Below are 19381 nucleotides of genomic sequence, written 5' to 3'. Positions count from 1 at the left end.
CAGGAGGGGGGCCTCCGTCACGCGCTCCTGTCGAGTTCGATACGCGCGTCGGCGAGCTGGGAGACGCGGGCAGGGCTGATCTGCAGCGCTGCCGCGACGGCTTCGACGGTGTAGCCCCCGTCGCGGAGCTCGCGGACGGCCTCGCGTCGGAGATCGCCGGCGCGCCGCAGTGCCGCACGCGCCTCCGCCTCGGCCCGGGCGCCCTCGTTCCACTTCGCGAGGACATCGGCCGGCGCTTCGACGGTCACCCTCACGTCGACCTCGTCGAGGCCGACGTCGAGGAACACCGCGGCGAGTTCGCGTGCGGCAGCCGGTATGCGACGCGTGGAGATCGCGCCGCCCGTCGCCACGACGACGGCTCCGTTCGCGGCGGTCGAGGCGAGTTCGGGGATCTCGATCGTCCACCATCCGCCGCCGTCTCGGAAGGCGCGCGCTGCAAGGACCCGGGGTTCGCTCATCGTGCTCAGTTCCCTTCGCTCGGGGTGTCGTCGAAGGCCGCCTGCAGCTGCCGGATCAGGCCGGGCGAGACCTCGCCCCGGTGCTGAGCGAGCGTGAACGTCGCTCCTCCGCCGGTCCGACTCCACACCTCGTGGCTCCCCCTCTGGCGAGTGCGCTCCCAGCCGCGCGAGCGGAGGAACCTCGCGACGTCCCGGTACTTCTGCGGCGTGGTCATCACCCTATTCCAGCCCTCCCTTGACGTCGAGTGTCAGGGTGGGATGGAAGTGGTGGAGGGTCTCGGATCGCCGGCGCTGTGGAGGGAGGTCGTCGAACCCGATGGACGACCGCCGGCTGAGGCGCGGCCGCCCGCGGTGCGAGCCGACATCCGCGGAGTCGAGGCGGGGCGGTCGCCCGGGCGATCACGGCGCCGTGAGCCTCAGTTCTGCGACACGGAGGCGTCCTCGACGGGCGGAGCGAGCCGGTGCCGTCCGAGCGGGAGCATCAGCGGCGTACCGGAAGTGGGGTCGGTGATGATGCGGCTGTCGAGCCCGAAGACCGCGCGGACCACGTCCTCGGTGAGCACCGCGGCGGGGGTGCCGGCGGCGTGCACGGTGCCGTCGGCCAGGGCGACGAGGTGGTCAGCGTAGCGGGCGGCGAGGTTGAGGTCGTGCAGCACCATCACGACGGTCGTGCCGCGCGAGCGGTTGAGGTCGACGAGGAGATCGAGCACCTCGACCTGGTGGCTGACGTCGAGGAACGTTGTCGGCTCGTCCAGCAGCAGCAGATCGGTCTCCTGCGCGAGGGCCATGGCGATCCAGACGCGCTGGCGCTGCCCGCCCGAGAGCTCGTCGACCGCGCGGTCGGCGAGGGCGGCGGTGTCGGTGGCGTCCAGCGCCGTCGCGACCGCCTCGTCGTCGTGCGCGTTCCAGCGGCTCAGGATGCCCTGGTGCGGATGGCGTCCGCGGCCGACGAGATCGGCGACGGTGATCCCCTCCGGAGCGATCGGCGACTGCGGGAGGAGGCCGAGCGTGCGCGCCAGCTGCTTCGCGGGCATCCGGTGCACGGCCTTGCCGTCGAGCAGGACGGTGCCGGTGCGCGGGGCGAGCAGGCGCGACATCGAGCGAAGGAGGGTCGACTTGCCGCAGGCGTTCGCGCCGACGATCGCGGTGATCCGGCCGGGCGGGACGACGAGGTCGAGGCCGTCGACGACGGTGCGGTCGCCGTAGCCGAGGGTGAGGCTCTCGACGGTGAGGGTGTGCTCGGCGGTCACAGGGACCCTCCCGATCGGTTGCTGCGGACGATGAGGTAGATCAGGTAGGGGGCGCCGAGGACGCCGGTCACGACTCCGACCGGGTAGCGCAGCCCCAGCGCGTACTGCCCGACGAGGTCGGCGACGAGCACGAGCAGCGCGCCGACGAGGGCCGACGGCACCAGGAGGGAGGCGCCCGGGCCGATGAGGCGCGCCGCGATGGGTCCGGACAGGAACGCGACGAAGGCGATCGGTCCGGCGGCGGCTGTGGCGAAGGCGATGAGGCCGACGGCCGCGACGATCACGACGAGGCGCGTGCGGTTCACCCGGATGCCGAGGGCCGAGGCGGTGTCGTCGCCGAGCTGCGTGCCGGCGAGGTCGCGGGAGCTGAGCAGCAGCACCGGGGTCAGCACGACGACGGCCACGAGGACCGGGACGACCTCCTCCCAGCGCGCCCCGTTCAGGCTGCCGGTGAGCCAGCGGCTGGCCTCCTGGAAGTCGAAGGCGGCGGCGCGCGACAGGATGTAGGCGGTGACGCTGTCGAGCATGGCGGCGACGCCGATGCCGATGAGGATCAGCCGCGTGCCCGCGACTCCGCTGCGGTAGGCGAGGGCGTAGACCACCAGGGCGACCGCCAGACCGGCGGTGATCGCGAGGATCGAGACCTGCGTGGATCCGAGCGACAGCGTCACGATGGCGAAGGCCGCGGCGGCGGAGGCGCCCGCGCTGATGCCGATGATGTCGGGACTCGCGAGCGGGTTCCGCAGCATGGTCTGGAAGCTGACGCCGCCGAGGCCGAAGCAGAGGCCCACGAGCACCGCGAGCACGGCGCGCGGGAGGCGGAGGCGGCCGACGGTGAAGGAGGCGCCCGGCACCTGCTCGCCGAGGATCACCCGGAGCACCTCGTCGGGGGTGTAGACGGTCTGGCCGTAGACGAGCGAGAGCGCGAAGGCGACGACGACCGCGACGGCGAGCACCGCGACGACCGAGCGGCGGCGGGCGCCTCGACGGCGACGACCGGCGGCGACCGCGACGGCGGTGGCGGAGTGGCTCCGCTCGAGCACCCCGGTCACAGCTCGCGCACCTTCTGGCGGCGGACGATCGCGATGAAGACGGGAGCGCCGATCAGCGCGGTGATGATGCCGACGTCGATCTCGCTGGGGCGCGCGACGATGCGACCCACGACATCGGCGCCGGTGAGGAGGATCGCGCCGGCGACGGCCGAGAACGGCAGCAGCCAGCGGTGGTCGACGCCGACGATCAGGCGGCAGGCGTGCGGGACGACGAGGCCGACGAAGCCGATCGGTCCGGTGATCGCGGTCGTCGCTCCGCAGAGGACCACCGCGCCCAGTGCCGCGGCGCCCCGGGCGACGGCGACGCGCTCGCCGAGACCCGCGGCGAGCTCGTCGCCGAGCGCCAGGGTGTTGAGGCTCTTGGCCGAGAGCACGCAGATCGCGAAGCCGACCGCGAGGAACGGCAGGACCTGGCCGATGCTCGCGAAGGTGCCGCCGCCCACTCCGCCGATCTGCCACGAGCGGATGCCGCCCGAGAGGTCGGCGCGGGGCAGGACGATCGCGCTGATCACCGAGACGAGGGCGGCCGAGGTGGCGGCGCCCGCGAGCGCGAGCTTGAGCGGAGTCGCTCCCCCGCGGCCGAGGGATCCGACGACGTAGACGAAGACGGCCGCGACGGCGGCGCCTCCGATCGCCACCCAGATGAAGCCGGTGGCGGTGCTGAGACCGAAGAAGACGATGCCGGTGACGACGGCGAGCGAGGCGCCGGTGTTCACTCCGAGGATCCCCGGGTCGGCGAGCGGATTGCGGGTGACGCCCTGCATCAGCACGCCGGCCACCCCGAGGGCGGCGCCGGCGGTCATCGCGAGGACCGTGCGCGGGAGGCGCTTGGCGACCGCGGCCTGCCCGAAGCCGTCGGTCGAGCCTCCGAAGGCCGCGACCACATCGCTCCAGGCGACCTCGCGCGAGCCGATCATGACCGAGAGCACGCCCACGCCGACGAGTGCTGCGACCGCGACGAGCAGCCAGAGCGCACGCAGACGCCGCGGACGTCGCACAGCGGCGACGCCCGCGGCGTCAGGCGGGGCGGTGAGGGTCACTTCGCCTTGTCGGCGGCCTCGGCCAGCAGGCCCAGGTAGTCGTCGAGGACGTACGAGATCGACAGCGGGGTCGGGTTCGCGGCGGTGCCCAGCGGGGTGGACGGGAGGCGGACGATGGCGTCGTTCGCGACGGCCGGGATCTGCGAGAGCAGCGGGTCGGCCTTGAGCGTGTTCACGAGCTCGTCGTCGCCGTAGGTCACGATCACGTCGACGTCGTCGAACGCGTCCGCCTGCTCGGCGCTCTGCGTGAGCGAGAACGCGTCGGTGGTCGCCGAGGCGGTCTCGATGCTGCCGGGGGTGGTCAGGCCGAGGTCGGCGAAGAAGGCCGGACGGGTGTCGTGCGTCGTGTAGAAGCTGACCTGGCTGAGGTCGGTCGGGTCGACGTGGGTGAGGAACATGGCGGAGGTGCCCTCGAGCTGCGGGTAGGCGGCGGCCGCCTCCTGGATCTCGCCCTCGAGCTCGGTGACGAGCTCCTCGCCCTCGGCGGCCATGCCCATGGCCTCGCTGTTGAAGGTGATGGTGTCGCGCCAGGAGGTGCCCCACGCGGTGTCGGGGTAGGCGACGACGGGAGCGATCTCGCTCAGGGTGTCGTAGTCCTCCTGCGTCAGGCCGGAGTAGGCGGCGAGGATCACGTCGGGCTGCGTGTCGGCGACGGCCTCGAAGTCGATGCCGTCGGTCTCGTCGAAGAGGACGGGGGTCTCGCCGCCGAGCTCCTCGAGCTTCGCGGAGACCCAGGGCAGGAGTCCGTCGCCGTCGTCGTCGCCGAAGTTGGCGGCGGCCATGCCCACGGGGACGACGCCCAGCGCGAGCGGGACCTCGTGGTTCGCCCAGTTGACGGTCGCGACGCGCTCGGGCTGGGACTCGATGGTCGTCGTGCCCAGTGCGTGCTCGATGGTGATGGGGGTGAAATCGCTGTCCGCCCCCTCCGACCCGGTCGCGGCGGACGAGCAGCCGGCGAGACCGGCGGTGAGCAGTGCGGTCGCGAGCAGTGCGAGCGGCTTGGTGACGCGGGGCATCGTTCCCTTTCGGAAGGCGGTTCCAGGAGTGTCGGTCGAGTGGACCGAGAGTAAGGATAGCCTAACCAATATGTGAGGGATTCTTCAGGCTGCGGCGAGCTTCTCGACCGTGCGGAGGTTCCGGGTGGTCGTGGTGGCGCGGTAGGCGGCGCGGGCCAGGACCTTCGCCGCCGGAGTGTCCGTGGACGACCCGCGCGGGCAGCGCCAGTAGAGGACTCCCGCGCCCCTCTGCAGAAGGTCGACGTCGTTCGTGCCGATCGCAGCGAGGGCGTCGTCGAGTGCGGCGTCGCTCGAGCCGAAGACGACGTACGGATGCGCGACGTCGTCGATCCGCTCGAACGGGTACGCGCGGGCGACCGCGGCGAGCGCCTCCTGCTCGACGAGGACGATCCAGGCGTCGTAGCCGAAGCGCTCCTCCAGCGCGGCCTCGAGCGCCGGCTTCAGTTCGGCCGGGTCGCGGTCGGAGTCGAAGGCCGCGTTGCCGCTCGCGAGGACCGTGCGCACTCCCGCGCCGCCGATGCTCTGGACGACCGCCGCGAGGTCGGCGCTGCGGACCGTGCGGCCGTTGACGTTCACTCCGCGCAGCAGCGCCAGGTAGCGGGTCATGCCGCGACGGTAGCGTGACGGCATGGTGCTGGGAAGCGGACGACGACGCGCGGAGCCGACTCTCGAGGACGTGATCCTGCGGGAGAGCACGCGCGGGCCGGGCGCGCGGACCCGCGCCGAGCTGACGCCTCCGTCGGGGCGGCACCTGGTGCTGCCCGAGGTCTCGGGCACGGTGCTCGCGATCGATGTCGACGCGCTCGTCGCGCTCGCGGCGCGAGAGGACCTGTTCGTGGCGCTGGAGCGGCGGGCAGGCTCTTTCGCGGTCGCCGCGACTCCGCTGCTCTCGTGGTGGTCGGCCGACGAGACGGTGCCCGACGAGGCCCAGGAGCGGCGGATCGACGCGCAGGCGCTCGCCGCGGTCGCGCTCGGGGCGGGGCCGGGGGCGGATGTGGACTCGCGGCTGGACGCGCTCGCGGCGGCGGCGGACCTGGACGGGCTGGCGTCGGCACTGGCGCTGCTCGCCCGGGTGCCGGACCCGCCGGCGGCGTACCAGGATCCGGAGGGGTTCCTGCGGGTGATCGCGCCGGAGTCGCCGTTCGAGCGGCGACTGACCGTCCTGTCCCGCGTGGAGGCGCCGGCGGAGGCGCTGCTGCTGGTGCTGCGGGACTGCGCGTTCACGGCGACGCTGCCCCGGCGGCGCGCGGCGATCGCGGAACTCGCGGAGCAACTCCGGGCGTCGGACCCGTCGGCGCGGGTCGAGGAGCTCGCGGTCGCGGTGGACGCGGCGCTGGAGAAGCGCTGGGGCGTGCTGTGAGGCGCGGCCCCCGCGAGCACGGGCCGGTGAATAGGCTGGTCGGATGTCCCTCCCCGGTCTCGACTTCCGCCACTTCCCCGCCGCACTGACCGCCGAGGGCGGTCCCGACGCCGCCACCCGCGCCTGGGGCACCGCGATCAACGCGGGATTCCACGAGAAGGAGTACTCGGCCGAGCAGTGGCGCGACTGGGCCGAGCACATGGTCGCCGACCAGCGCTTCCTGACCGCGGTGCACGACTCCGACGCCCCCGAGGGCCTCGACGGCGCGGCGGTGCCCGTCGCCACGTACGCCGCGTTCCCCGGCACGCTGCAGGTCGGCCGCGGCCGCGAGCTCCCGGCGCACCTCGTCTCGCAGGTGACCGTGCGGGCGACCCACCGGCGCCGCGGGATCCTGCGCGCCATGATCACCGACGACCTCGACCGCGCCCGCGAGGCCGGCGCCGCCGTCGCGCTGCTGACCGCCAGCGAGGCCTCCATCTACCGCCGCTTCGGCTTCGGCCGCTCCGCCTTCACCCGCTCGATCCGCGTCGACACCGGTCCGCGCTTCGCCCTGCAGGTCGAGCCGGCCGGACGCGTCGAGGTCGTCTCGACCCCGTGGCTGCAGTCGCGCGTCGAGGAGGTCTTCGCGGCGTTCCACGCGCGCACCCCGGGGTCCATCACGCGCCAGTCGCGGGCCGCGGGCAACGCGGTCGGCATGGAGACGGGCGAGACCGTGTCGGGACCCTCCGTCCGCTCGGCCGTGCACCTGGACTCCGAGGGCGTGCTCGACGGCTACGTCACCTACCGCGCCACCGGGCCGGACGACGACGACCGCACCCTCGCGGTCGTCGACCTCGTCGCCGCGACGGAGGACGCGTACCTCGGCCTCTGGGGCTTCCTCGGCGCCGTCGATCTCGCGTCGACCGTCACGTGGGACATGGCTCCGCTCGACGACCCGCTCACCTGGGCGCTGCGCGACGCGCGCGTGGTGCAGGTGACGACGGTCGCCGACCTCATCTGGACCCGGGTCCTCGACGTGGCGGCGGCATTCGGCGCGCGGCCCTGGACGAGCGACGGCGAGCTCGTGATCGCGGTGCGCGATGCGCTCGGGCTCGTCGACGGCGGCTACCGGATCACGGTCGACGGCGGGGAGGGGCGCGTCGAGCGCACCGACGCGGCCGCGGTGCTCGAGCTCGACGTCGCCGACCTCGGCACGCTGCTGCTCGGATCGGCCCGCCCGTCGACGCTCGCCCGCGCGGGCGCCGTGGTGCTGGCTCCCGAGGACCGCGAGCGGGTCGACCGCTTCTTCGCGCCGGTCGCGGAGCCGTACTGCATCTCGTTCTTCTGATCCGGCAGGGCGTTCGGAGCCGCACACATAAGGCTCAGAGCCGGGCTCCAGCGGCATTCGCCCCATTCGGAACGCTGAGCCTCACTTCTGCAGGCCTCGCGACTCGCAGGCTCCTCCGGGCATCCCCGCATGCGGCGTCGGTCATGCTGGAGGACCCCCCAACCTGGAGGTCCGCGTGGGTGCATCCGTGATCGTCGACGTCATCGTCGTGCTGAGCCTGATCGGCGCGCTCGTCGACGGCCTGCGCCGCGGGTTCCTCCGCACCGCCGGTGGACTCGCGGGCATCGTCGCCGGCGCGATCGGCGCCTCCTTCGCGGTGCCCGCCGTCTCGGCCTGGGCCGCGGGGAGCGAGTGGCGCCTGCTGGCCGTGATCGGCACCGCGGTGCTCTGCCTCGGCATCGGCTACGCGATCGGCGCCTCCATCGGCGCCGCGTTCGGCCGCGGGGCCGACAAAGTGAAGCTCGGCGTGCTCGATCGGCTCGCCGGAGGAGTCGCGGGCGTCGCGATCTCGGGTCTCGTCTGGATCGCGATCACCTCGGCCGTCTCGCTCCTGGGCGTGCCGCTCGTGACCACCTCGGTCGCGGGTTCCACCGTCATCCGCACCATCGACGATCTGACCCCGGATCCGGTGCGCGGCTTCCTCGCGCAGCTCCAGTCGACGGTCGTCGACGAGGGCACGTCGTGGATCGTCGAGGCGATCGACGCCCCGACGCAGGCGCCGAGCATCGCCGACGTCGCGACCGACGACCCCGAGGTGGCGACCGCCGCCGACTCCGTCGTGCGGGTCTCGGGCACGGCCTGGGCCTGCGACGTCGGAGTGACGGGCAGCGGCTTCGTCGTGTCGGACGACCGCGTCGTCACCAACGCCCACGTCGTCGCCGGAGTGTCGGAGCCCGTCGTCGAGGCACCGGGCGAGCCGCCGCGCACCGGCCGCGTCGTCCACGTCGACACCGCCGCCGATCTGGCGGTCGTCGCGGTCGACGGACTGTCCGCCGCTCCGCTCGCGCTCGACGACGCGGTCGCCGCGGGCGACGACGCGGTGGTCGCCGGCTACCCCTTCGGCGGGCCGCTGACGCTCGGGTCGGCGCAGGTCTCCTCCGACGCCACCGTGTCGCTGATGGTCGACGGCGCCCCCACCTCGCGCGAGGTGCTGACGCTCGCGGCGGTCGTCAACCAGGGCAACTCCGGCGGCCCGCTGCTCTCGCTCGAGGGCACGGTCTCGGGGGTCGTGTTCGGCAAGGCGGCGTCGGTGGACAACGTGGGCTACGCGATCCCGCTGTCGGTGCTGTCGCCCCTGGCGGCGCAGGCGCCGTCGCTGAGCGCGGCCGTCGATCCGGGAGCGTGCGTCTCGCGCTGAGAGTCAGCCGAGGGGACCGCGGGTGAGCACGAGGTCGAGGCCGTCGAGCCGCAGCACCTCGTCCGAGGCGCCGGGGCCCTCGAGGTAGGCCGCCACGGCGGGGTCGACCGGGAAGCGGGCCGACTCCTGGACCGCGATCGCGACGATCCCCTCCGACGCCGGATCGGTCGTGTACCGGTCGCCGAGGTACGGGACGTAGACGCCCGAGGACATGCCCTGCACGAGCACCAGCCCCTCGTCGAGGCCGCGCTCGCGGAGGGCGTCGGCGACGCGCGCCACTCCGGTCGGCCGCTCCTGCAGGACCCCGACCGTCGAGGTCGCCCCGATGACGACGGAGGCGGCCAGCAGGACCGCCCCGACCCCGCGGGCGATCCGGGGCGGCAGGGAGACGCGCCCGCGCAGCGCCTCCGCGACGCCCACTCCGGCGAGCGCGCAGAGCAGCCACGCCCAGACCGCGTAGTAGTGCGGAAGCGCGACCGAGCTGATCGCCAGGTGGAAGACGAGCAGCAGCGCCGTCGCCGAGCCGAGGTACAGCACGAGCGCGCGCTGCCGCGGTGCGATCAGCGCGAGGAGCACCCCGGCGATCAGCACGGCGAGCGCCGGGACCCCGAGGCCCACCGCCGTGAACCAGAGGTTCGCCCAGCACGGCGGGAAGGCGTAGGCGGCGCCGGCCACGTCGATCAGGTGCCCGTCGGCGTTGTGCTCGGACTGGAACTCGACCAGGTACCGGATCGCCTCCACCGGATGCACGGGCAGGTAGGCGAGCACGGCGGCGACGAGGAAGGCGGCGGAGAAGCCCGCGGCGCCGAGCCACGCGCGCCGGCGACTCCGCCGACCGACCATCAGCAGCGGGATCAGCACGACCGGCGCGAGCACCGCCGTCGTGAGCTTCGACGTGACCGAGAGGGCGAGGAGCGCGCCCGCGAGCGGTATCAGCCAGGGGCGCGCGCCCTCTCGCCTGGCCCACGCCCACGCGGCCGCCATCGCGGCGACGGCGAACAGGATCATGAACGGCTCGAGGATCGCGAACCGGTCGATCCTCCCCGGCCCGCCCGCGCTCGAGCGGGGAAGGAGGAGGAAGAGACCGGCCGGGATCAGGGCGAGCACGAAGCCGAGCTCGCGCTTCAGCCAGAACCAGAGGATCGCGCCGGTGAGGAACGTCGCGGCCGCGGCGGCGAGGCGGCCGGCGAACAGCCCCTCGCCCAGGAGGAGCTGCGCGAGGCCGAGCACGTACTTGGCGGTCGGCGGGTGCTCGAGGTTCGCGCTCACGTCGCCGTGCAGGTAGTCCCAGCCTGCGGAGAGGTAGACGGGCTCGTCCGAGTTCACGTTCGCGGCGGTCAGGTTGCCGAAGCACTGCACGAGACCCCAGAGGACGGTCACGAGGAAAGCCGCCCACTTCATCCGGCGATCCTATGCGCTGGGTGCGGTCCCGGTGCTGCCGCGGGAGGCCCCCCGCGGTGCCGTCCCGCGGCCGGGGCCGCGCGGGCGGCGGCCGGTAGGATCGACCCGCATCCCCCGCCCCCTCTCCAGGAGCCTCGAGCACATGGCACAGAGCCGCATCGCCGTCCCCGACACCACCGCGAACGCGGAGGCGACTCCCGAGAAGGAGCAGCCGTACGCGGCCCTGGGCCTCAAGCCCGACGAGTACGCGAGCATCCGCGAGATCCTCGGTCGGCGCCCCACGAGCGGCGAGCTGGCGATGTACTCGGTCATGTGGAGCGAGCACTGCTCCTACAAGTCGTCGAAGATGTACCTCCGCCAGTTCGGGCAGAAGGTCTCCCCCGCGATGAAGAAGAACCTCATGGTCGGCATGGGCGAGAACGCCGGAGTGGTCGACGTCGGCGAGGGCTGGGCCGTCACGTTCAAGATCGAGAGCCACAACCACCCGAGCTACATCGAGCCGTTCCAGGGCGCGGCGACCGGAGTGGGCGGCATCGTCCGCGACATCATCTCGATGGGCGCGCGGCCCGTCGCGGTCATGGACGCGCTGCGCTTCGGAGCGATCGACGACCCCGACACGGCGCGCGTCGTGCACGGCGTGGTCGCCGGCATCTCCTTCTACGGCAACTGCCTCGGCCTGCCGAACATCGGCGGCGAGACCTACTTCGACTCCGTCTACCAGGGCAACCCGCTCGTGAACGCCCTCGCGGTCGGAGTGCTGCGCCACGAGGACCTGCACCTCGCGAACGCCCGCGGAGTCGGCAACAAGGTCGTGCTCTTCGGGGCGCGCACGGGCGGCGACGGCATCGGCGGCGCGTCGATCCTCGCCTCCGACACCTTCGCCGACGGCGGACCGACCAAGCGCCCGGCCGTCCAGGTCGGCGACCCGTTCGCCGAGAAGGTGCTCATCGAGTGCTGCCTCGAGCTGTTCCGCGGCGACCTCGTCGAGGGCATCCAGGACCTCGGCGCGGCCGGCATCTCGTGCGCGACCTCCGAGCTCGCCTCCAACGGCGACGGCGGCATGTTCATCGAGCTCGACTCGGTGCTGCTGCGCGACCCCTCGCTCACGGCCGAGGAGATCCTCATGTCGGAGTCGCAGGAGCGCATGATGGCGGTCGTGACGCCCGAGAAGCTCGACGCGTTCCTCGAGGTCGTCGGCAAGTGGGACGTCGAGACCAGCGTGCTCGGCGAGGTCACCGACTCCGGCCGCCTGATCATCAACTGGCACGGCGAGGAGATCGTCAACGTCGACCCGCGGACCGTCGCCGTCGACGGACCGGTCTACGAGCGCCCCCTCGAGTACCCGGCCTGGCTCGACGCGCTGCAGGCAGACTCGTCCTCGCGCCTGCCGCGGAAGACGTCCGGCGACGGCCTGCGCGCCGAGACCCTCGCCCTGCTGGGCTCGGCGAACCTCGCCGACAAGAGCTGGATCACCTCGCAGTACGACCGCTACGTGCTCGGCAACACGGCGCTCAGCTACCCCGACGACGGCGGCATGGTCCGCGTGGACGAGGAGTCGGGCCTCGGCTTCGCCGTCGCGACCGACGCCAACGGCCGCTGGTGCCAGCTCGACCCGGCGCAGGGCGCTCGCCTCGCGCTGGCGGAGGCGTACCGCAACGTCGCCGTCACCGGCGCCTCCCCCGTCGCCGTCTCGGACTGCCTCAACTTCGGCAGCCCGGAGAACCCCGAGGTCATGTGGCAGTTCCGCGAGGCGGTCACCGCCCTCGCCGACGCCTGCCTCGAGCTCGAGATCCCCGTCACGGGCGGCAACGTCTCGTTCTACAACCAGACCGGCGACGTGCCGATCTTCCCGACCCCGGTCGTCGGCGTGCTCGGCGTGATCGACGACGTGGCGCGCCGCATCCCCTCGGGCTGGCAGGACGAGGGCGACAACGTCTACCTCCTGGGTACGACCCGCGACGAGCTCGACGGCTCGGCCTGGGCCGGCACCGTGCACGACCACCTGGGCGGCCTGCCGCCCGAGCTCGACCTCGGTCAGGAGAAGGCCCTCGCCGAGCTGATCGCGGCGGGCGCGCGGGAGTCGCTGATCGCCTCCGCCCACGACCTCGCCGACGGCGGGCTCGTCGTCGCGGTCGCCGAGTCGGCCCTGCGCTTCGGCGTGGGCGTGCGGATCTGGCTCGACGAGCTGATGGAGCGCGACGGGGTCGACGCGACGGCCGCCCTCTTCTCGGAGTCGACCGGCCGCGTGCTGGTGTCGGTGCCGCGCGAGGACGACGTGAAGTTCCGCGGGCTCTGCGAGGGGCGCGGGTACCCCGTGCTGCGCATCGGCGTGACGGATGCCGCGACTCCGGCCGTCGAGGTGCAGGGGCTGTTCACGCTGCCGCTCGCGGAGCTGCGGACGGTGAACAGCGCGGTGCTGCCGAAGCACTTCGCCTGAGGGGCGTCGCGGTTCCGCAGAAGTCGCGGTGAGCGCGCGCGCTTCCGCCGACTTCTGGAGGATCGCCGTGCGGGCTCCTGCGGGCTCAGTTCCGCAGAAGTCGCGGTGACTGCTCACGCTTCCCGCAACTTCTGGAGAGTGGGCGCGTCTCCGTGGCCGTCGCGCCGTCCACTGTCCAGAAGTCGTCGTACCGGGGCTCGAGTACGACGACTTCGGAGGACTCGAGCGCCGCAGCGGGACGCGCGGGCTCCCGCCCGCTCGCTTCCTCAGAAGTTGCGGTGACCGCGCGCGCTTCCCACAACTTTGGAGAAGAGGCGGATCCGAGGGTTCCGTTATTACGGAATAGTTGCAAGAGTGGAGGCATGACCTCCCGCGACCTCGCCGCCGAGCTCGACGAGCTCCGCGCGCGCCTCGACCGGCTCGAAGCGGGCGGAGTCGTCGCCACCGCGCCCGGAGCCGCGCACGACGACCCACTCTGGGCCCTCACGGCCCTCCGCGACCGGCTCCCCCCTCCCGGCGGCGTCGTCTTCGCGGGCACCGTCGGCACTCCGGCGGGCCCCGTCGAGTGGCAGTACGGGCTCACCACCGACGCGTTCTTCGAGCGCGACTGGGGCGCCAGCCCGGGCCCGGCCGCGCTCGCGGCCCTCGGCAGTCCGGTGCGCCTGCGCTTCCTCCAGGCCGTCGCCGGCGGAGTCGAGACGGTCGCGCAGCTCGCCGAGAGCGAGGGCGCCGGCACGACGGGTCAGATCTACCACCACGTCAACCAGCTCGTCGCGGCCGGCTGGCTCGAGGCGCGCGGACGCGGACGCTACGGCGTCCCTCCGGAGCGCCTCGTCCCGCTGCTCGTGATCCTGCTCGCCTCCGGAGGCCCCCGATGACCCGCCGCACCCGTCTCGTGGCCGCCACCACCGCCGCCGTCGCGGTCCTCGCCGCCGGTGTCCTCCTCCGCCCGCCGACCCCGTCCCTCCCCCCCGAGACGACCGGCGACGCCGAGCTCGCGAGCTGGATCGGCGACAACCTCGGCGACGGCGTGCGCGACGAGATCGTCGCCGCGGTCGTCACTCCGGAGGGCGTGCGCTTCGCCGGCTTCGGCGCGGACGAGACGACCGAGGTCGAGATCGGCTCGGTCACCAAGACGATCACCGCGCTCGTGCTCGCGCAGAGCGCCGCGGCGGGCACCGTCGCGCTCGAGGATCGGGCCGCCGATCACGCCGACGTCGGCGACTTCAGCGGCACCCTCGAGGAGCTCGCGACGCACACCTCCGGACTGCCGCGCCTGTCGAGCGGACTCGGCACGATCGGGCGGTCGCTGCTCGCGCAGCTGCGCGGAACCGATCCGTACGCGGGCTACTCCGCCGACGACGTGCTGCGCCACGCTGCCGATGCGTCACGCGTCGACGAGCCGTTCCTCTACTCGAACCTGGGCGCCGCGGTGCTCGGCCAGACCCTCGCCCGGGCGGAGGGGGTCGACTACGCCGATCTCGTGCAGGAGCGCGTCTTCGCCCCGCTCGGCATGACCGGCAGCCGCGTCCCGACGACCGCCGACGCCCTCGGACCGGACGCTCCGACCGGGTACGCCGCGAGCGGCCGCTCCGTCGACGCCTGGGCGATGGGCGGCTACGCGCCCGCCGGAGGCGTGCGCTCGACCGCGGCCGACATGGCCCGGTACGCGCAGGCGCTGCTCACCGACGACCCCGCGCTCGGAGTCGCCGCCGACGAGGTGCTCGCGCCGCGGCACGACGCCGGCGGGTCGGGTCGGGTCGGCCTCGCGTGGTTCACCTCCGAGGCGGTCGGCGGCGGCGGGACGACGTGGCACAACGGAGGCACCTCCGGCTACTCCACCATGCTCGCGATGGACCGCGAGCGCGGAGTCGCCGTCTTCGTGAACGGCAGCACCGCCACCTCGGTCGACGACGTCGGCCTGGACCTGCTCGCCCACGTCCTGGAGGGGGAGTCGTGATCCTCGCCACGCTCGTCGCACTCGTCATCAGCCTCTACGTCGTCGGACGCACCGCCCTGGCCGCAGTGCCGCTGCGCCGGTTCCGGAGGCTCCTCGCCGGCGACCGCCTCCGCCTGCTCTCGCACCTGGTCGACGCGGTGCTCGTGCTCGCGCTCGTCCGGGTCTTCGCCGACTGGACCGCGGTGACGCTCGCTCCATGGTTCGCACTGGTCGTGGTCACCGCGGCCGCCGCCGCCGGAGCCGCCCTGCGCTGGGAGTCGCTGCCCTGGCTCGCCGAGGGCGAGAAGGCCGGCCGGCGCGGAGTGGGGCTCGCCGCATCCGTCGCGGTGACGGCGGTGCTCGTGGGACTCGTCGCGGCCTGACGCGCGGTCAGTCCTCCTGCTCGGGCAGCGGGTCCGGGGCGTCGTTGTCGAGCACGCGGCCGTTCTGGTCGCCGACGCTCAGCACGGTCGACGGGCTCAGGTTGAGCGTGTCGCCGGCGTAGAGCGAGTCGATGCCCACTCCGTCGCGCCGCACCGAGTTGAGCGCGTCGAGGAACTCGGGGCTGACGCAGAACCGCTCGGCGATCTCGGCGCTGATGTCGCCTCCGGCCACGAGGTAGGAGGCGGGGCTGCCGTCGGTCGCGGTCGTGACGGTGCCCGTCGCGCCGGTCGTCGGACCGCTGTCGCGGACGGACTCGAGATCGACGTCGCCGATCGAGCCCGAGGGAGCGGCGGCAACCGAGGCGCAGGAGCCCGTCGACGGCGTGGATCCGGAGGCGCCCGCCAGCGGAACCGGCGCGAGCACCTCGCTCGGAACGGGACGCGGAGCGGCGGCGGGCTCCGTCGTCGCGGCCGGTGTCTCGGCCGGAGCGCTCGGGCTCGGGGCCGGCGACGTGCAGCCCGCCAGCAGGAGCGTCGAGGAGAGGGCGATCAGGATGCGCTGGGTCGTCGTCTGCCGTGCCACCCGGCGACTCTAACGCGGCCTCCGCCCGACGGCGCCGCCCCGCACCGCCTGTCTTCGAGACGGGCGCACCTCGGGTCTGCACGCGGGTCGAGCATTGCCTCCGAGGGCGCTGAGGATCACACTGTCCCGCAGGAGGCGATGATGCCTGATCCGTACTGCTCGTCGATCGACCGGGATACCGCCGACCCGCGCCCGCACACGTCTCACTATCGAGGCGGTGGGAGCCTCCGCGCGCAGTGGAGAACACTGACGATCGTGCTCCTGCTGGCGGCCCTCGCCGGCCCGGCCGCCGGTGCCGCCGGGAGCGATCCCGTCGTCACCGTCGAGGAGACGGTGACGACCCCCGCTCCGGGGACGACGGTCACCACGACGCGCACGTCGACATCCGCCCCGCCCGCAGAACCGGAGGAGCCCGCCGCGGTGGACCCGGTCTGCACCGCCGCTCAGACCCTGATCGACCAGGGCCGGCCCGTCGACGCCCTCGCCCTGATCGACGCCGAGCGCACGGCACGGGGCGAGGAGGCCGCACAGCTGTGCACGGAGCAGCGCCGGGACGCCCTGCTCGCCGAGACCACGGGGCCGGAGGGACCGATCGGCGACGCCGATCGTGCATGGGAGGCCATCGTCGAGCAGTGGATAACCCCCCTGCTCGGGAGCATGCTCCTTGCCCTCGGCTGGACCGCGCTCGCCTTCGTCGTCGCGGTTCGCGTCCTCACCGCCCTGCCCTGGATGCACTCGCGGCGGCGGGACCGCGGCGCTCAGGCGGCTCTGGCGGTCGGAGCCGCGACGAGCGCGGTGGTGGCTCTCGTGCTGATCGCCGCGCTTCTCGACCAACGCGGTCGAGGTTCGCGTTTCGAGGAGGGCGGTGTCGCCGGAGAGGGAGTCGTCCAGGCGCCGTCCGTGTTCTGGATCGGGCCGGCCGTGCTCCTGGTCGTGTCCGCCGTCCTGACCGCCGCCCACCTCCTCGGGCGCCTCCGGGTCTCGCTCCTGGCGATGGACGTGCAGGGGGACGTCGACCGCTCGAAGGAGAGGACGACTCAGCTGATCGCCCTCCTCGGAAGGGTGGGCGGCAGCCCGCCGGCCGGCGTCGAGATCCCGCGAGGCAGCGACGTCACGTCGCTCGGTGACTCCATGTTGCTGCCGGCCCCGGTCGGCGCCGTGGCGAAGGCGGTGCTCGGGATCCTGGCGGCACTCGTCGGCGGGACGCCCTGGAAGGTGGCGCTCGACTACCTCGACGACGACACCGCCGCGGTCGTCGTCAGCAGGAACGGTCGGACGGTGCAGACCGCCGAGCTGTCGACGTCGGCGGGTCCGGCGGTCGGCGGCGTCTTCGCCGGGAACGACATCGAGGAGAAGCGGTCGATGCTCTGCGCCCTCGCGGCCGGGGTCGTGATCGTGGCGCTCAGCCGGGCCCATCCGGGCTTCGAGGGACTCGGAGGCGCGACCGACGGGCGGAGCGTCGGGCTGCAGTACGTCGCGACGACGACCTTCACCGACGACCACCGGACGGCGATGCTCCTGCTCGGAAGGGCCCTGCAGATCGACCCGGGGAACCGCGCCGCGGACGTGGCGCTGCAGAACCTCCTCCACCGGCGGGCGACGGACGCCGTCGAACTGCGCGCCTACCGCGACAGCCTCGCGGAGACCGCCGACTCCCTCCAGCGGGACGGTCACACCCTCTTGGCGCAACGGGTGCTCATCACCTACTTCGCCGTCCTCGTGAATCTCCACGCCGCGGCGCCCACGACCCTCCGCCCCTACGACCTCCCTCAGCGCCACCTGCAGATGGAGAAGCTCCTCGCCGAGACCGAGCGTCGGGACCGCGTCACTGAGCAGGATCCGCTCCTCCTCGCGACACGGCAGCGGTACGCGGTGCTCGTCGCGGCGGTCGAAGCCGAGTACCGCGGGATCGGGTCGGAGCCCGCGCCGGGCGGACTCGACGCGGTCGCGGCGTCGACGGCGCCGGCCGCGGGCCCGCCGACCGTATCCGCAGCGACGACGCCGACGGCGGTACCGGACCGCTCCCGCCTCGACCCTCACGGCGCCTACAACTCCGCCCTGGTCGCACTACAGAACAACGAGGACGCACTCGCGGAGTTCCTCATCCAGCCCGCCCTGACCTCGCTCGAGCTGCGCCGGTGGATCCGTCGGGACCCGGATGTGGTGCGGAACCGCGACCGGGCGGCCGTCGCTCGGATGGCAGGAGGAGGGTCACCCGCCCGACTATGGGATCTGGAGCTGTTCGCTCCGCACCGCGCTGCCTGCCGCCGCGCGGGCATCGCGACTCCTCTCGCCCTCGCCACCGTCGGGTCGGACGAGAAGACCGCTGCCGATCTGGGCCTGACGACCGCGACGCTACGCCGACTGGCGGATGCGGCGGGCGTCGCCGGTCGCCTCTGGAGCGTGGCGGCTCCCTCTCTACCCCGTCGAACGAACTTCCTGACCGTTAGAACAGACCTCGCTCAGTGGCGGGTGGATCTGGCCGAGATCGTGCTCGACGGCGACGAGCCCGACGTCGCCACGCCGAACGGGGTCGTCGAGGCTCTCAGGAAGCGGGTGCCGCGGCCCGCTGCCGAACACGAGGACTTCGCCGCCGAAGTCGGAGCGTGGCTCGTCGAGCTCGGGCTCGTCGCCTGAGGAGCGCCGACGACTCCCCGCCCGCATTGACCTCCGCCGCCGCTGAATGCCATGACGAGCCCCTGTTGGACACGGGGGCCCGGGCGGCGTGGGATGGGAGCATGCAGTACACGAATCTTGGCCGCACCGGCCTGTCCGTCTCCCGCGCCGTCCTCGGCACCATGAACTTCGGACCCGAGACCAGCGAGCCCGACTCGTTCGCGATCATGGACCGGGCGCAGGAGCTGGGCGTCAACTTCTTCGACACCGCCAACGTCTACGGCGGCGACGGGAACCGCGGCGGCACCGAGGAGATCGTCGGCCGCTGGTTCGCGCAGGGCGGCGAGCGCCGCGAGCGCACCGTGCTGGCGACCAAGGTCTACGGCGACATGGAGCAGTACGCGGCGCCCGGCGCCGAGCGCGGCCGCGACTCCTGGCCCAACGGCGGACGCCTGTCGGCCCTCAGCATCCGCCGCGCCCTCGACGACAGCCTGCGCCGCCTGCAGACCGACCACATCGACCTCTACCAGTTCCACCACGTCGACCGCTCGACGCCGTGGGACGAGATCTGGCAGGCGATGGACGTCGCCGTGCAGCAGGGCAAGGTCCTCTACGTCGGCTCGAGCAACTTCGCCGGCTGGCACATCGCGCAGGCGCAGGAGGCGGCCCGATCGCGGCACTTCACCGGACTCGCCTCGGAGCAGTCGATCTACAACCTGCTCACCCGCGACATCGAGCGCGAGGTGCTGCCGGCCGCGCTCCACTACGGGCTCGGCGTGATCCCGTGGTCGCCGCTGCAGGGCGGGCTGCTGGGCGGAGTGATCGAGAAGACGGAGTCGGGCAGCCGCCGCAATGCGGGCCGCTCCGCCGAGGCGATCGAGAAGAACCGCCCGGCGCTCGAGCAGTACGAGGCGTTCGCCCGCGAGCGCCGCGTCGCGCCCGGAGAGCTCGCGCTCGCGTGGCTCCTGCACCAGCCGGGCGTGACCGGGCCGATCACGGGCCCGCGGACCATGGAGCAGCTCGAGAGCGCGGTCGCGTCGGTCGACGTGGCGCTCGACTCCGACGACCTGGCGCGCCTCGACGAGATCTTCCCCGGACACCGTACGGCGCCCGAGGACTACGCCTGGTGACGCCGCCACTCACCCACCCACTCCCCACGAAC

General features: G+C 73.2%; 18 protein-coding genes. 9 read left to right on the top strand and 9 right to left on the bottom strand.

Annotated features, from left to right (window positions below; translation table 11 throughout):
* Positions 1-17: 17 nt before the first annotated feature.
* The 7 genes from LRG51_RS12965 to LRG51_RS12935 form a co-directional block, all read right to left on the bottom strand.
* Positions 18-458 (bottom strand): hypothetical protein, encoded by a 441-nt coding sequence (locus tag LRG51_RS12965; RefSeq protein WP_230673051.1) that lies wholly within the window; start codon positions 456-458, stop codon positions 18-20.
* A 5-nt stretch (positions 459-463) separates the two neighbouring features.
* Positions 464-673 carry a type II toxin-antitoxin system HicA family toxin gene (locus LRG51_RS12960; RefSeq protein WP_230673050.1) on the bottom strand — a complete coding sequence of 70 codons (210 nt, stop codon included), beginning with the start codon at positions 671-673 and terminating at the stop codon, positions 464-466.
* A 201-nt stretch (positions 674-874) separates the two neighbouring features.
* On the bottom strand, positions 875-1708 hold the full coding sequence (locus LRG51_RS12955) for an ABC transporter ATP-binding protein (RefSeq protein ID WP_230673049.1): 834 nt from the start codon (positions 1706-1708) through the stop codon (positions 875-877).
* A complete protein-coding gene (locus LRG51_RS12950; protein ID WP_200931040.1) occupies positions 1705-2760 on the bottom strand; it encodes a FecCD family ABC transporter permease in 1056 nt (351 codons plus the stop codon). The genes LRG51_RS12955 and LRG51_RS12950 overlap by 4 nt, the downstream gene beginning before the upstream one ends.
* Positions 2757-3800 carry a FecCD family ABC transporter permease gene (locus tag LRG51_RS12945; protein WP_055794289.1) on the bottom strand — a complete coding sequence of 348 codons (1044 nt, stop codon included), beginning with the start codon at positions 3798-3800 and terminating at the stop codon, positions 2757-2759. Before LRG51_RS12945 ends, LRG51_RS12950 begins: the two co-directional genes overlap by 4 nt.
* On the bottom strand, positions 3797-4816 hold the full coding sequence (locus LRG51_RS12940) for an iron-siderophore ABC transporter substrate-binding protein (RefSeq protein WP_055794287.1): 1020 nt from the start codon (positions 4814-4816) through the stop codon (positions 3797-3799). The genes LRG51_RS12945 and LRG51_RS12940 overlap by 4 nt, the downstream gene beginning before the upstream one ends.
* An 84-nt stretch (positions 4817-4900) precedes the next feature.
* Positions 4901-5422, bottom strand: a complete 522-nt coding sequence (locus tag LRG51_RS12935; protein WP_230673048.1) for a DUF1697 domain-containing protein — start codon at positions 5420-5422, stop codon at positions 4901-4903.
* A gap of 22 nt (positions 5423-5444) precedes the next feature.
* On the opposite strand from LRG51_RS12935, the gene LRG51_RS12930 reads away from it, so the two are divergent.
* The 3 genes from LRG51_RS12930 (at position 5445) to LRG51_RS12920 (ending at position 8860) form a co-directional block, all read left to right on the top strand.
* Positions 5445-6176, top strand: a complete 732-nt coding sequence (locus tag LRG51_RS12930) for a DUF2254 family protein (protein WP_230673047.1) — start codon at positions 5445-5447, stop codon at positions 6174-6176.
* A 43-nt stretch (positions 6177-6219) separates the two neighbouring features.
* Positions 6220-7503, top strand: coding sequence for a GNAT family N-acetyltransferase (locus LRG51_RS12925; protein ID WP_230673046.1), 1284 nt, complete (start codon positions 6220-6222; stop codon positions 7501-7503).
* Between the two features lie 175 nt (positions 7504-7678).
* Positions 7679-8860 (top strand): MarP family serine protease, encoded by a 1182-nt coding sequence (locus LRG51_RS12920; RefSeq protein ID WP_230673045.1) that lies wholly within the window; start codon positions 7679-7681, stop codon positions 8858-8860.
* Positions 8861-8863: 3 nt separating this feature from the next.
* Here the strand turns inward: LRG51_RS12920 and LRG51_RS12915 are convergent, their stop codons facing one another.
* Entirely contained in the window at positions 8864-10261 is a 1398-nt protein-coding gene (locus LRG51_RS12915) for an ArnT family glycosyltransferase (RefSeq protein ID WP_230673044.1), read from the bottom strand.
* 142 nt (positions 10262-10403) lie between these two features.
* Between LRG51_RS12915 and purL the strand changes: the two genes are divergently transcribed.
* The 4 genes from purL to LRG51_RS12895 all read left to right on the top strand — a co-directional run bounded on the left by purL (position 10404) and on the right by LRG51_RS12895 (position 15020).
* On the top strand, positions 10404-12698 hold the full coding sequence (purL, locus tag LRG51_RS12910) for a phosphoribosylformylglycinamidine synthase subunit PurL (protein ID WP_107573806.1): 2295 nt from the start codon (positions 10404-10406) through the stop codon (positions 12696-12698).
* 362 nt (positions 12699-13060) lie between these two features.
* Positions 13061-13576 carry a winged helix-turn-helix domain-containing protein gene (locus LRG51_RS12905; RefSeq protein ID WP_230673043.1) on the top strand — a complete coding sequence of 172 codons (516 nt, stop codon included), beginning with the start codon at positions 13061-13063 and terminating at the stop codon, positions 13574-13576.
* Positions 13573-14658, top strand: a complete 1086-nt coding sequence (locus LRG51_RS12900; RefSeq protein ID WP_230673042.1) for a serine hydrolase domain-containing protein — start codon at positions 13573-13575, stop codon at positions 14656-14658. The genes LRG51_RS12905 and LRG51_RS12900 overlap by 4 nt, the downstream gene beginning before the upstream one ends.
* A complete protein-coding gene (locus LRG51_RS12895; RefSeq protein WP_055794269.1) occupies positions 14655-15020 on the top strand; it encodes a hypothetical protein in 366 nt (121 codons plus the stop codon). Before LRG51_RS12900 ends, LRG51_RS12895 begins: the two co-directional genes overlap by 4 nt.
* A gap of 7 nt (positions 15021-15027) precedes the next feature.
* Here the strand turns inward: LRG51_RS12895 and LRG51_RS12890 are convergent, their stop codons facing one another.
* Entirely contained in the window at positions 15028-15603 is a 576-nt protein-coding gene (locus LRG51_RS12890; RefSeq protein WP_107573810.1) for a hypothetical protein, read from the bottom strand.
* 255 nt (positions 15604-15858) lie between these two features.
* Between LRG51_RS12890 and LRG51_RS12885 the strand changes: the two genes are divergently transcribed.
* Together LRG51_RS12885 and LRG51_RS12880 are read left to right on the top strand one after the other, a co-directional pair.
* Positions 15859-18240: a hypothetical protein gene (locus LRG51_RS12885; protein WP_230673041.1), complete on the top strand. Its 2382-nt coding sequence runs from the start codon at positions 15859-15861 to the stop codon at positions 18238-18240.
* Positions 18241-18341: 101 nt separating this feature from the next.
* Positions 18342-19349 (top strand): aldo/keto reductase, encoded by a 1008-nt coding sequence (locus LRG51_RS12880; RefSeq protein WP_055794263.1) that lies wholly within the window; start codon positions 18342-18344, stop codon positions 19347-19349.
* The last annotated feature ends 32 nt before the right edge of the window (positions 19350-19381 follow it).

The sequence above is a fragment of the Rathayibacter sp. Leaf248 genome, from assembly GCF_920939495.1.
GTDB lineage: Bacteria > Actinomycetota > Actinomycetes > Actinomycetales > Microbacteriaceae > Rathayibacter > Rathayibacter caricis.
This window is presented reverse-complemented; position numbering and strand designations above follow the sequence as displayed.

What these genes read in the sequence shown, in the direction of transcription:
- LRG51_RS12965 (WP_230673051.1), bottom strand. Translation starts at nt 458, where the DNA reads ATGAGCGAACCCCGGGTCCTTGCAGCGCGCGCCTTCCGAGACGGCGGC.
- LRG51_RS12960 (WP_230673050.1), bottom strand. Translation starts at nt 673, where the DNA reads ATGACCACGCCGCAGAAGTACCGGGACGTCGCGAGGTTCCTCCGCTCG.
- LRG51_RS12940 (WP_055794287.1), bottom strand. Translation starts at nt 4,816, where the DNA reads ATGCCCCGCGTCACCAAGCCGCTCGCACTGCTCGCGACCGCACTGCTC.
- LRG51_RS12935 (WP_230673048.1), bottom strand. Translation starts at nt 5,422, where the DNA reads ATGACCCGCTACCTGGCGCTGCTGCGCGGAGTGAACGTCAACGGCCGC.
- LRG51_RS12930 (WP_230673047.1), top strand. Translation starts at nt 5,445, where the DNA reads ATGGTGCTGGGAAGCGGACGACGACGCGCGGAGCCGACTCTCGAGGAC.
- LRG51_RS12925 (WP_230673046.1), top strand. Translation starts at nt 6,220, where the DNA reads ATGTCCCTCCCCGGTCTCGACTTCCGCCACTTCCCCGCCGCACTGACC.
- LRG51_RS12915 (WP_230673044.1), bottom strand. Translation starts at nt 10,261, where the DNA reads ATGAAGTGGGCGGCTTTCCTCGTGACCGTCCTCTGGGGTCTCGTGCAG.
- purL (WP_107573806.1), top strand. Translation starts at nt 10,404, where the DNA reads ATGGCACAGAGCCGCATCGCCGTCCCCGACACCACCGCGAACGCGGAG.
- LRG51_RS12905 (WP_230673043.1), top strand. Translation starts at nt 13,061, where the DNA reads ATGACCTCCCGCGACCTCGCCGCCGAGCTCGACGAGCTCCGCGCGCGC.
- LRG51_RS12900 (WP_230673042.1), top strand. Translation starts at nt 13,573, where the DNA reads ATGACCCGCCGCACCCGTCTCGTGGCCGCCACCACCGCCGCCGTCGCG.
- LRG51_RS12880 (WP_055794263.1), top strand. Translation starts at nt 18,342, where the DNA reads ATGCAGTACACGAATCTTGGCCGCACCGGCCTGTCCGTCTCCCGCGCC.